The 12,977-nt window shown below is 48.3% G+C and carries 11 protein-coding genes; 10 read left to right on the forward strand and 1 reads right to left on the reverse strand.

All coding sequences use genetic code 11. From position 1 onward, the window contains the following. The first annotated feature begins 101 nt into the window (after positions 1-101). The 5 genes from OHJ21_RS04725 to OHJ21_RS04745 all read left to right on the forward strand — a co-directional run bounded on the left by OHJ21_RS04725 (position 102) and on the right by OHJ21_RS04745 (position 5,437). The gene (locus OHJ21_RS04725) at positions 102-734 is read left to right on the forward strand and encodes a copper resistance CopC family protein (protein WP_486019377.1); all 633 of its coding nucleotides are present in this window, start codon (positions 102-104) and stop codon (positions 732-734) included. Then, entirely contained in the window at positions 735-1,823 is a 1,089-nt protein-coding gene (locus OHJ21_RS04730) for a copper resistance D family protein (protein WP_486019378.1), read from the forward strand. Positions 1,824-2,111: 288 nt separating this feature from the next. Further along, complete coding sequence (locus tag OHJ21_RS04735) at positions 2,112-3,812, forward strand: GAF domain-containing sensor histidine kinase (RefSeq protein WP_486019379.1); 1,701 nt, start codon at positions 2,112-2,114, stop codon at positions 3,810-3,812. Beyond that, positions 3,809-4,453, forward strand: a complete 645-nt coding sequence (locus tag OHJ21_RS04740) for a response regulator transcription factor (protein WP_326118124.1) — start codon at positions 3,809-3,811, stop codon at positions 4,451-4,453. Before OHJ21_RS04735 ends, OHJ21_RS04740 begins: the two co-directional genes overlap by 4 nt. Before the next feature lie 168 nt (positions 4,454-4,621). Beyond that, positions 4,622-5,437, forward strand: coding sequence for an NmrA family NAD(P)-binding protein (locus tag OHJ21_RS04745; protein WP_486019380.1), 816 nt, complete (start codon positions 4,622-4,624; stop codon positions 5,435-5,437). Positions 5,438-5,507: 70 nt separating this feature from the next. Here OHJ21_RS04745 and OHJ21_RS04750 read toward each other — a convergent pair whose 3' ends face one another. Continuing rightward, positions 5,508-6,404 carry a helix-turn-helix domain-containing protein gene (locus tag OHJ21_RS04750; RefSeq protein ID WP_486019381.1) on the reverse strand — a complete coding sequence of 299 codons (897 nt, stop codon included), beginning with the start codon at positions 6,402-6,404 and terminating at the stop codon, positions 5,508-5,510. 202 nt (positions 6,405-6,606) lie between these two features. Here OHJ21_RS04750 and OHJ21_RS04755 point away from each other — a divergent pair, with 202 nt between their 5' ends. The 5 genes from OHJ21_RS04755 (at position 6,607) to OHJ21_RS04775 (ending at position 12,758) form a co-directional block, all read left to right on the forward strand. Then, on the forward strand, positions 6,607-9,288 hold the full coding sequence (locus OHJ21_RS04755) for a family 78 glycoside hydrolase catalytic domain (RefSeq protein ID WP_486019382.1): 2,682 nt from the start codon (positions 6,607-6,609) through the stop codon (positions 9,286-9,288). Positions 9,289-9,424: 136 nt separating this feature from the next. Next, positions 9,425-9,847 (forward strand): cell wall hydrolase, encoded by a 423-nt coding sequence (locus OHJ21_RS04760; protein ID WP_100536549.1) that lies wholly within the window; start codon positions 9,425-9,427, stop codon positions 9,845-9,847. Between the two features lie 88 nt (positions 9,848-9,935). Then, positions 9,936-10,334, forward strand: coding sequence for a spore coat protein GerQ (gene gerQ / locus OHJ21_RS04765; RefSeq protein ID WP_243390847.1), 399 nt, complete (start codon positions 9,936-9,938; stop codon positions 10,332-10,334). A 444-nt stretch (positions 10,335-10,778) separates the two neighbouring features. Then, on the forward strand, positions 10,779-12,098 hold the full coding sequence (locus OHJ21_RS04770) for a hemolysin family protein (protein WP_486019383.1): 1,320 nt from the start codon (positions 10,779-10,781) through the stop codon (positions 12,096-12,098). Positions 12,099-12,260: 162 nt separating this feature from the next. Next, positions 12,261-12,758: a hypothetical protein gene (locus tag OHJ21_RS04775; RefSeq protein ID WP_100536552.1), complete on the forward strand. Its 498-nt coding sequence runs from the start codon at positions 12,261-12,263 to the stop codon at positions 12,756-12,758. Positions 12,759-12,977: the final 219 nt, after the last annotated feature.

Below are 12,977 nucleotides of genomic sequence, written 5' to 3' on the forward strand. Positions count from 1 at the left end.
ATAGGATCATTGTTCACAATATACTCATTAGCATTGTCAGGATGTCTTTGTTATGATGAGGAAGATTCAAATTTAAGATAAATGGTTTGGAGGAGATATGCGTGTTGAAACATGTGAAAACTTCAGTCTTGCTGACCTTGGGTCTGCTGCTAATACTGGTGTTCCCGACAGCAACGTGGGCCCATTCCAAGCTGGAAACCAGTACGCCCGCGGCGGATGCCAAGCTGACGGAAAGCGTTCAGGAAGTAAGCCTGTCATTTAATGAAAATATCGATGAAAACTTGAGCACGCTCAAGGTTAAAAATGCGCAAGGCGAATCGGTTGAAGTAGCCGAGGTCAAGGTCAACCAGAATACCATGCTGGGAACGCTAGCAGCACCGCTTCCATCCGGCTCCTACACGGTCGAATGGAAAATCGTTGGCGGCGATGGACATCCCGTGGATGGGACATACGCCTTCGAGGTAGATGCCCCGGTAGCGGAAGCTCCCCCCGAGACACCAGCCGATACCGAAGAAACGCCTGCGGATACAGGAAATACACAGGATGAAACAGCGCCTGCAGACGATACCTCCGCAGACAACGCGGATCAAACGGCTGGCCAGGATCAGCAAGCGGACAATTCAGCTTCCGAACAATCGGGAGGCAGCGGGTCAACCGTGTGGATCGTGGTCATCGTGATTGTAGCACTTGTTGCAGGTTACTTTGGAATTCGAGCCTCACGGAAGAAAAAATAAATGTCTTACTATTGGTTAAGTGAGCCGTTTCTATATTTAGCCTACGCCATTTTGGCAGGCATCACGGTACTCTCCCTGGTACCGAAAGCATATAAACCGGACATTTCGGTTCCGGCCTGGCTTGGTCCGTTGGCGGCAGCGGCCATCCTCGTATTCGGATTTGTGCCGCTGCTGCAGATCATGATGTTCTTCAAGGATGATATCGGGTTTTGGAAGTCCTTTAACAGCATCATGTTCAAGTTCAGCGAGGGTGAGCGTTACGCCTGGATTCTGGTTCTTTCGATCCTATTGGGGATTCTGACCATGATCGTCCGCCGGAAACCGGGTTCCGCATTACGCTGGCTTATGCCCGTTGCCTTGCTGGGCATTGCGGTGGCGATGTCTTCGTTTAACCACGCCGCCTCCCTGTTCGAAAGCACAGGACAGCTTGCATTCTTCGGCCATTTCACAACGATGGCGATCTGGACGGGAACATTGCTGATAACAGGATGGTTCACTACGGATCAGAGCCGCTGGAGTGCGTTTCTCGGATGGTTCCATCCATTAGCGATCGTCTGTGTCATCATGGTCATCGGATCGGGTCTGTTCCTGATGACAGCCGTGACGCCGGAGCCCATAAACAGCTGGACGCTGTCTTATGGACAGGCTCTGCTGGTTAAGCATATTCTCATTCTGCCGCTGTTGGCATTCGCGTTTGTAAACGGTCATCTCGTAAAGCGCAAGCTGCGCCGGGATTCCGGTTACCATCCGGTGGCATGGGCACGAAGTGAAGGAGTTCTGATCTGGTTGATTTATATCGTTACCGGATACATGAACCAGCAGCCGGCTCCGCATGAGGTGATGGATACATTGGCCTCATATGGTCCTGCTGCAACCTTTGTTTGGTTCCATCCCGGGTTTGCGATTGGTGAACTGGCATTTACGTGGAGTTGGATAGGCATTCTTAGTCTGTGTCTCGGGCTTGTTCTACTGTGGAATGTCGTGAATGTATTTCGCAGAAACCGGGCCGCAGCAGGCGCGCTGTTAAGCGCTTTAGGCGCAGTTGTGTTCATCTATTGCGGCCTGATGTTCTCGGTTACCGCAGTATAATATCATTTGAGTTTATAAGGTCCTTGCTGTTTACGCGGCAGGATCTTTTTTTTATGATAGGAGATGGAAGTTAAGGCTGGATAAAGATGGTATACGGGCGAGTAAAAGGATGCCTGCACCTACTCTTCAAATGGAGGATAATCACCCAGCCATCGGAGCATATGAGAAATCAGGTTATACGCGGGAGGATGAAGTGCTTCTGGAGAAAGAGCTGGGGTAATAGGTTGCGTGAGTGTATAATCTAACCCATAATATTTCACTTTTCGGAATGGGATGGAGGTGAGCCTGATGTTATGTGATAAAGACCAATACGTTAAAGAATTGCTCATTCTGAAGACGATTGCGGAAAATTTGAATCAGAGCAACGATATGAATCAAATGCTGCAGACGACACTAGAAAAACTTTTGGATTTAACCCATCTTGAGACAGGGTGGCTTTTTCTGGTCGAGGATAAACCTGACTATACCAAGATGGCTGATTTCAACCTTCCTCCTGCTTTATCATGGGATAATCAAAAACCGATGCGATGCGGAGATTGCCTATGCCTTCGCATGTATTGGAAAGGAACTTTAAATGAACCGGTTACGATTATTGAATGTGAACGTCTGCATAATGCCAAAGAGCAGTCCTGGGGAGAAACTCGCAATCTGACCCATCACGCTACGATTCCCCTTACGGTTCAAGGTAAACGGCTGGGACTTCTGAATGTGGGTTCGCCGGGCAAAGCGCATTTTAGCGAGGGAGAACTTGCGTTGTTACAATCCGTTGCCTATCAAATTGGAACTGCGGTCGAGCGAACAAAACTGTCCGAGCAAAAGGAGAAACAGGCGGTGGACAGCATCGCCCGTTTTATCGTCGACTATTATGCCAAGGCAAGCAAAGTAACAAGATATCTATGGAAAATTAACGATATGAAGAGAATGCTTGTGGCGATCGTGGAGCAGCTTGCTTATTCATTTGACTGGCCGTGCGTGGCCATGATTACGTCTGACGATGACAACTTGTATCTTCGTACAGTCCATCAGAATGGGCAGACGCAGAGCGGCAAGGAGCTGGTGCGTAAGGCTGCCAAAAAGTCCGCGCGAAAGTCAGGAATCGTACAACGTGCATATGAGGAACAAAGCGTGGTGGTTCAGGAAGGCCTTCTCCGGGCGCTTCCCGGCATTCAGCCCCATTCGTATACGGCAGCGATACCATTAAAGCATCTTGAGCGCATTTTTCAAACCTATGAGACGATGGGGGTGCTCCTCATTGGACGGGAGAGTGGTCCCTTCAGTGAACTGGAGGTTGAAATCTTAGAGGTGCTGGCGGAGCATATTTCACTAGCGATTGAAAAAATTTGTTTATATTACGAGTGGCAGGATTTATTGCTGGTGGAAGAGAGGAACCGTTTGGCACGGGATCTTCATGATTCCGTCAATCAAAAGCTGTTCTCTCTTTCATTGCTTGCTCAAGGCGTTCGCGAGACGACCTTACATGAGAACACGCATACGGCTGAGGCTATACATGACATTGGACAGCTGGCTCAAGAAACGCTCACCGAAATGCGGACGTTAATTTGGCAGCTCCGACCTTCGGGAGAGGCCAAAGGGATACTGGCATCGCTGAAGGACTATGCCGAGAAACTTGGCATACAGCTGACTTTTCTCATGAAGGAAATCCCTGTTTTGACGAACCGGGTGGAAGAGACCCTTTATCGAATTGGGCAGGAGGCATTAAACAATATCAGCAAACACGCGGGAACGAATCGGGCATGGATCCGAATGGAACAAGACGGCTCCTATCTCTATATGAAAATATCGGATCAAGGCCGAGGATTCAACCCCGGATCGCCCGAACTGTGTCCCCGCTCGTTTGGGCTTACCAGCATGAAGGAAAGGGCTTCTGAGCTACAAGGAACATTAAGCATTTACAGTGAGGAAGGTACGGGGACGATGCTGACGATCATGATACCGTTGTGGACAAAGGAAGAGGTTATAGATCAATGAAGAAGATTAAAGTTCTCATCGTTGATGATCATCTTGTCGTATTAAGGGGGTTGCGTTATTTCCTGCAGACACAGCCCATGATAGAAATCGTAGATCAAGCCCTGAACGGGCTAGAGGCTCTGGAGAAGGTAGAAAAGCTGCTGCCTGATGTGGTACTGATGGATCTGAAAATGCCGGAGATGGACGGAGTTGAAGCCACAAAGCGAATCACAAGCAAGTTTCCTCATATGAAAGTCATCATTCTCACCAGTTTTGCCGACCGGGATTCGGTTCTGCCGGCGATAAAAGCGGGAGCGATTGGATATCAACTGAAGGATATCGAGCCTAAAGTGCTGGTCGAAACCATCATTGCCGCTGTAAACGGAAACCGCATGCTTCATCCTCAGGTAACAAACCAATTAATTGCCCATGTGGCGACAGATCCCGAGGTTGTCAAAGGAATCGACATTCTGACGATCCGTGAGCAGCATGTTCTTGAACAGATTACATTGGGCAGGAGTAACAAAGAAATCGCCGCAGAACTACATATTGCCGAGAAAACGGTAAAGACGCATATCACGCATATTCTGGGAAAAATGGAGGTACAGGATCGTACCCAGGCAGCGCTGTACGCGATAAGGAACCATTGGTTCAACACATAAACATCAGACTATAGTCGTAGTGACAGGTCTTATCTTCGGATAAGGCCTTTTTTGTATGGCTGATGTAGACCAGAGCTGGACGTAACCGGTCTGGAATTACGTTTAAATGGAACTACAAGGAAGTACCGCTGCTGTAGGCTTGTTATTGAGATAAAGGAGGAATAAACCATGACAATACTAGTTACAGGTGCGACAGGCAAAGTAGGTCGTCATGTTGTGCATGAGCTGCTAAGGGCTGGACATAGCGTCAGGGCACTCAGCCGTTATCCGGCTTCTGCCAAATTACCTGCTGGCGTAGAAGTGGTTGCCGGTGATCTGAGTAACCCCGACACGCTGATTCCAGCATTAGAGGGTGTGACCGGGCTTCATTTAATCACGACTGGAGCAGGTTACGTCCCGCTTACGACAGGGGAGGAGATTATACGGATCGCCGAGGCTGCGGGAGTAAGGCGTGTAAGCATATTATGGGACGGAAAGAAAGGGACGGTGGAGGAAGCAGTAGAATCGAGTCATCTGGAATGGACACAGCTGCAGCCGGTAGATTACATGTCCAATGTTATGAACTGGAGAGAATCGATACGAACGGAGGGAGTTGTCCGCGATCTGTTTGGTGCTTCGTTAAATGCTTCGATACATGAGCGGGATATCGGACGGGTGGCTGCAGCGGTGCTGTCGGAGGACGTCCATGCGGGCCAAATGTATACCTTAACCGGTCCCGAGGCGCTAACGGTTCCTGAAAAGGTGCAGATTCTTAGCCGCTTTATCGGTAAAGATATAAAGTTTATCCAGTTAACCGAAGAACAGGAGCGTAAACGAATGGCCGAACTTGGGGTTGATAAGGGCGTCATCGATTACGTCATCAACTGGTACATGAATCCGCCAATCGAAGCATACACCGTCAATCAAACGGTTGAACAGATAACAGGACGTCCTGCAAGAACATTTGCCGAGTGGGCGGAAGAGCACGCAAGATACTTCAAATAAGAAATGGAAAAGAAGGAGCATATTCCTAAGCATGATGACCTTGGATACCTTGAGGATCATCATGCTTTGTTTATTTGCAGGAAAGTCCGGTCGTTGATGAATGATGCTGAATATCGCTCCGGTATTGACCAGGCGTGAGCCCTGTATTTCGCTTAAACACCGAGTGGAAAGAATGCATGTCCTTATAACCGACCTTCTCGGCAATCGTACTGATTTTGTCCGTGGTGGTGCGCAGCAGCTCGCGGCTTATTCGAATCCGCACGGTCTGCAGATAATGATGCCAGCTCTGGCCTGTATACCGGCGGAACAATCGCTGCAAATGGCGCTCGCTGAATCCGCTGATTTGGGCAAGGTGTGTCAAAGTGAGCTCATGCATGTACTGCCCTTCCACGTATTGAAGGACATCCTGAAAGGAATGGTGCTGCGGCACCGAAGGTATAGTATGGGAATGCTCAATGACACGGCAGAATTCAATGATCAGCTGTAACAGCAGCGTGTGCAGATAAACGGCAGAACCGCTGCCTGGCATGGCATTTTGTTCATAGAGGGAGCCGAAGAGCCTCTCGAAGCGATCATGTCGGTCCATAATCGCGTGGTATCCAAGGGACCCATCCTCCATGCGTTTCAAAAAGGCTGCAGTATCCGAATCTGTTGCAAAAGCTATCAATTTGGGCAGCAGCTGTACAGAGAATATGCAATTGTTCACAATGAGCGGTTTCCCGTTTGCAGAAGTGGGCCGGAATACATGAGATATTCCGAGTGGTATATAGAACATTTGACCTTTGCGTACGCGCTGAACCGAGTTCTCCAGGTGATGAAAGCCTTCACCCTCCGCAATATAAGCAATCTCCAGAAAATCATGGTTATGGTAAGAGCCTGTAAAATTCTCGGCGTTTCGATTCACATACATCAAGGTGTCATTCTGGAAAAAGGTATCTCCATAATAGGTTTCCATCGGTCGCTTCATCATCATACTCCTCATCGTTAATAGGGGAAGAATGTCCGTTATGCCTCATATTATTGTCCGATATCCCCATAATTCCACGTTCAGGTTCACTTATAATAATAGTTGAAATAGGCACGGTTAGGAAGCGAACATCCCGGATTGCGGCCTATAGAACTTGATTGTTGTGATAACTTTTTTATGAAAGGGAACGGAGGAATGGTCTATGTTCAGCGTAACGGATTTACGATGTGAGTATCAGCATAATCCGATAGGAATCGGGGAGAAACACCCGCGTTTAAGCTGGAAGTTGGTCTCGGACGAAAGAGCGGTCAGTCAAACGGCCTATGAGATTGAGGTTTCAAATGATAATAACTTTGCCAATCCCCTTTGGACCTCAGGGAAAGTGGCTTCATCACAATCCGTTCATGTGGAATTAAGCGAATGGCGTGCATCGTCTTGTAAGCGCTATACTTATCGAGTCCGCGTCTGGAATCAAGTCGGGGACGTATCGGAATGGTCGGATACAGCCTATTGGGAGACGGGTAAACTGCAAGGGGAGAAATGGGTGGGGAAATGGATATCGGCACCACATTCTTTGCTGCCTGCGGACTCTGCTCATCTACCGCTGCTTCGCAAGGGCTTCAGCTTGAAGTCGCCCATTTCGAAGGCAAGAATATACGCCTCGGCCTTAGGCCTTTATGAACTGGAACTGAACGGGCATCGGGTGGGAGATTGTTATTTCACACCCGGTTGGACGAGTTACGAACATACGATACAGACGCAAAGTTATGACGTGACGGACATGCTGAACACTGGCCTAAACGCAATCGGAGCTTGGCTCGGAAATGGATGGTACAGGGGTCAATTGGGATGGGAGGAACGGAGTTCAATCTATGGGGATCGATTAGCCCTTTTGCTGGAGCTGCATATTACGTATGCAGACGGGAGCGAAGAAGTGATGGCAACCGATTCAAGCTGGCAGTCGGCCATAGGCCCGATCAGAATGTCGGAACTCTATCATGGTGAAACCTACGATGCCCGGTTGGAGCTGGAAGGCTTCAGTTCAGGAAATTATAACTCAAATGATTGGCAGGGTGTCGAATTGATCGATCACGGGTTTGACATGTTGAAGCCTCAGATTAACGAGCCTGTAAGAGCCATCCAAACGGTGGAGCCCGTTGAATGGCTGACCACGCCTAAAGGTGAAACCGTCATCGACTTCGGACAGAATTTGGTGGGCTGGGTCCGATTTAGCGTGTCCGGTGACAAGGGAACTATCTTGACGCTGCAGCATGCGGAGATACTGGATTCCAAGGGTAACTTTTATACGGAGAACCTTCGAACCGCTAAACAAACGATTCAGTACACGTTAAAAGGTGGCGGGAAAGAAACCTACGAGCCCCATTTTACGTTCCAAGGCTTCCGGTATGTCCGCTTAGACGGTTTTACGGAGGAGCAGCTGGACCGGGGGGCTTTCGAAGCGGTTGTGCTTCATTCGGATTTTGAAGAGACCGGGACTTTCCAATGCTCGGAACCTATGGTGAATCAATTGCAGAGCAACATTCGATGGGGGCTTAAGGGAAATTTCCTGGATGTGCCCACGGATTGTCCGCAGCGTGACGAGCGGCTTGGCTGGACGGGAGATGCGCAGATGTTTATAGGTACAGCTGCTTATCTTGCCAACGTGGCTCCTTTCTTCACCAAGTGGCTATCCGATCTGGCTGCAGAGCAGCGCGATGACGGAGCCGTTCCGTTCGTTGTCCCTCATGTACTCGGAGATGGTCAATATGCTTCGGCCGCATGGGGAGATGCAGCGGTCATATGCCCGTGGACCCTATATGTCTGTTATGGCGACCGACGGATATTAGAGCGTCAATATAAGAGCATGAAGAGCTGGGTTTCCTACATCCAAGCACAAGGGGAGAATGAATATTTGTGGAATACCGGCTTCCATTTCGGTGATTGGCTGGGGCTTGATGCGAAATCCGGTGACTATGTGGGTGCTACAGAGCGGGATTTTATCGCATCGGCGTTTTATGCTTATTCGGTAGAACTGCTTAGGAAGACGGCCGTGGTATTGGGACAAGAAAAAGATGCGGCAGCGTATGCCACGCTTAAGGAAAGGGTTGTCGCTGCATTTCGTAACGAATTCGTGACCCGGTCCGGAAGGCTCGCGGCTTCGACTCAGACTGCGCATGTGCTTGCGCTCATGTTTGGGTTGCTGGATGAAGAGGCCGAAAAACGGGCAGCGAAACGTCTCTGTTCGCTGCTGGAGGAGAGCAGGCATCATCTTACGACAGGCTTTGTGGGCACACCTTATATTAACCATGTATTAAGTCAGCATGGGATGCATGACGCGGCGTATAAGCTGCTGCTGCAGCGGGACTATCCTTCTTGGCTGTATCCGATTACGAAAGGCGCTACCACGATATGGGAGCATTGGGACGGAATAAAGGAGGACGGCAGCTTCTGGAGCCGCGATATGAATTCATTTAATCATTATGCATACGGAGCCATCGGGGAGTGGTTGTATCGTACGGTTGCCGGCATACAAACCGTGGAGGAGGCTCCGGGTTATAAGCATATCGTGATTGCGCCCGTGCCCGGCGAAGGATTGACATGGGCTGAAGGCAAGATCGATACGCTGTACGGAACCGTCCGGTCAAGCTGGAGAATGGAAAGTGGAGGGTTTCAACTGGAGGTAACCATCCCGCCAAATGCAACGGCGGAAATCCGTCTGCCAGGCGCTTTTGATGCATCCAGCGTTACAGAAGGAGAGGCGATACCTCTAGACCAAGCGAACGGGATCCAATCTGCATGTGATGGGGAAGCGGGCGTTGTGATTCAAGCGGGCTCAGGAGAGTATACGTTCAGATATGTTTATTCCGATCATGCTGTGAAGTGATGAATAGATGCAGGGAGCTAAAGTTCCTTACCGTGGTGAGTTGCGGTAAGGAACTTTTTTTCTCTTCACTTAGTCACATTTATGGGCGAATGCACATACAAATACAAAGTGATCTTAAGGAAGCGAGGGGAACTCTGTGGCAGTCATCAAAACGAATTCGAATGATGTGGATCTTCTGGCAAGATTGATCCGCGCAGAGGCAGAAGGTGAAGGCGAGCAGGGCATGCTCATGGTCGGGAATGTCGGCGTGAATCGGATACTGGGCAACTGCCTGGATTTTCAAAACGTCCGCAATATGAATGATATGGTGTTCCAGAGCCCAGGAGGGTTTGAAGCAACACAAAAGGGCTATTTTTATCAACGGGCCAGGGAGCGGGATCGTCAGCTTGCCCGAAGAGTGATCAATGGGGAACGTATATGGCCAGCGAGCAATGCGCTTTGGTTTTTCCGCCCGGCAGGGGATTGCCCGGCTACCTGGTACAATCAGCAGAACACAGGTCGTTTTAAATCACACTGCTTCTTCACCCCGACATATGCCGATTGCCCGACTGTTTTTTGATTCATGTTATACAACCGCTTAGGCGGGAGTTATAAATTAAAGGAGGAAATTACTTATGTACAATCAAGGTGTGCCACCTGTGAACTTCATGAATGGAGTCCGCTATCCGGGAGTGCCGAGCCGCGGGACGGCTGGTTATATGGCGAACGTTCCACCGCAGGTACCTAGCGGAAGCCCAATGACTCCAGGAGGCACCGTTGTTCCGGCCCCGCAATTCGAGCAATCTTACGTTGAGAATATTCTTCGACTGAATCTGGGTAAACAGGGAACCTTCTACATGACATATGAAAACAATTCACAATGGAATGCCAAGGTGTTCACAGGCGTGGTGGAAGCTGCTGGGCGCGATCATATCATAATTAGCGAACGGTCGACAGGACGCCGTATCATCCTGCTGATGGTAAATCTGGATTATGTCGTGTTCGACGAGCCGCTTCAATATCAATATCCAGGCGTTATCGGCAACCCGCCTCCGACGGGAAGATAACTTCTAGCAGCATCAGCATAATAACCTTCGTTTACTTAAGCGTAAACGGGGGTTATTTCATTATGTTTCAAATGGCAAATATTCGATGTCATGCGAATTTTTTCCGCCCGGATGTCTGAATACATAGTATTCTATTAACATTTTGAATGTTTATTCATAGAATATATCAATTCATCGAAAAACGAGTGCTAACGGCTGAGAATCAAATTAAAGCTTATAACAACGCTGATTAATGTCATAAGACAACGTTTGACTGTGTATCGTAGTACTATATAATTACTTATATAGCTTGCCTAAGTCGGAATAAGATAAGGAGATGAGACCATTGGGAAGTTGATGCGTAGTCCGAACACGTTGTTATGCTTGATGGCACCACACATTTTTAATAACCGAAGGAGGTGTTCCTATTCGTCATAGCATGCTGTATGGCGGGTAGGAGATCGATTGAGTGACCCCTTACCGAGTTTGATAAGTTTAACCTTGGTATTGATTCTCGTCCTGTTAAATGGATTTTTTGTATCGGCTGAATTAGCTTTCGTTAAAGTCAAAAGCAGCCGTATTGACGCTCTGGTCGAAGAAGGACATAGACGTGCAAAATTTGCGCAGAACATACTGCAAAATCTGGACGGATATATATCCGCATGCCAGTTTGGTATTACCATCGTGTCCATTGGACTCGGATGGATCGGCGAAAGTACGATATCTGCTATGATTACGCCTTGGTTTCATGGCATAGGCTGGAGTAATACAGCCGTTCATGCCGTGTCTTTGGTATTAGCCTTCATCCTGATTGCACTCATGCACATTATATTTGGTGCATTGGCGCCCAAGACGGTGGCTGTTCGTAAAGCGGAACAAATTACGCTGCTGTCAGCAGGCCCACTGCGGGTATTTTACACCATCATGTTCCCGTTTATCTGGTTTGCGAATGGGCTCTCCAATAACGTTCTCCGCCTATTCCGGATGCAACCGGTGGTTGAACGGAATGTTCATACCGAGGAAGAACTGCGGGATATGATGAAAGAGAGCAGTGAGAGCGGCCTGATGGATAGCACGGATATGGTATTGGTAGACAACATTTTTGAATTTGCCGATACGACGGCAAGGGAGATCATGATCCCCCGAACAGAAATGATCTGTTTATACAACAATCTTTCATTGGAAGAAAATCTGAAGATCGCAAGCGAGGGGATGCGAACCCGTTATCCGATCTGTGACGAAGACAAGGATCATATCATTGGCTTTATTCACATTAAAGATCTGATGCGCGGATTCGTTCGTGACCAGCTTTCCTTGATTCGCCCGATCATTGCTGTTCCTGAGTCGATCAAGATCAGTGATTTGCTGCGAAGAATGCAGCGGAGCAAGACGCAAATTGCCATTCTTATTGATGAATACGGCGGGACTTCAGGACTCGTAACCCTGGAGGACATTATGGAAGAAATCGTCGGTGAAATTCAAGATGAGTTTGACGAAGAGCGTCCGGGCATTGAAAAGGTGGGGGAGGATGAATACTCCATTGATGGATTGATGCTGATCGATGAAATTAATGACCAATTTGGTCTGAATGTGGATACAGAGGATTATGATACTATCGGTGGATGGCTGTCCTCACGTCTTGAGGTGCTGCTCCCGCACAAAGGTCAATCTGTCATGTATGAGGATTATCGCTTTGTGATTGAGGAAACCGAGAATAAACGGATCTCGCGGATTCGTCTGATCAGGCAGCAGCAGCAGCTGATTCAGGAAGAAGCAGGCGCGTAAACTGGATATTAGAAGAAGTAGCGACATATTATGCCGCTACTTCTTTTTGCTTGCAGAAAAGTTTCAAAAAATATATCAAACCATGAAGAATTAGATACTTTTGTTCTGTTACTGCGTGTTAAAATATGGATGTTCCTATTATATTGAAAGAAAGGTGATGTTATGTCGAAAGTACGCAGTCCTAAACGTATAGCTTCAGCACTTGCAGTCAGTGTTCTATTAAGTTTGTCTCTGGCAGGAGGGGCTTACGCGGATTCCGCACCAGACATTGCACCCGGCGCCTTAACGACACCGCCTCCGGTTGAAATGAATCTGAATTCTTCTCTCAACATTTTAGCCAATAAATATTTGATGAATTATTTTTCTTCGATAGGGAAAGTAAGCAGCACTCAAGTAGGGATAAACGGTACTACCAGTGCTTCCCAAGCTGTAGATTCTCTGGGAATCAATTATGTTATTCAACGCTGGACGGGCTCCGCTTGGGTTGATGCGGGAGCTGCATACGATAACGGAACGAATAAGACCTCTCTGAGCGGAAGTAAAACGTTCAACGTACAGGCAGGTTATTATTATCGGGCCAAGACAGTTCACTGGGTCAATGAGAGCGGTACATATGAAGAAGGGACTTATTACACGAGCTCGGTATTGGTGGAATTATAATACGAATATGGATTTATGAAGGGGGTGTCCCGAAAGATCGTAGATCTTGCGGGGCACTTCCTTTTTTTGCGCTGAAAGACGCTCCATGTCGGACCTGTCCCACCCATCGCTGGCCCGCTAACTGTTGATGTGGGCAACCATGGAGCAAAAAGGTCGAAGACCCAGCACTCAACTTGAGCCTGTCTTCGACCTTTTACGGTGCATGAATGAAAATCCGGT

Source organism: Virgibacillus sp. LDC1 (genome assembly GCF_025792345.1).
In the GTDB taxonomy this organism is placed as follows: Bacteria; Bacillota; Bacilli; order Paenibacillales; family Paenibacillaceae; genus Paenibacillus_AQ; species Paenibacillus_AQ lautus.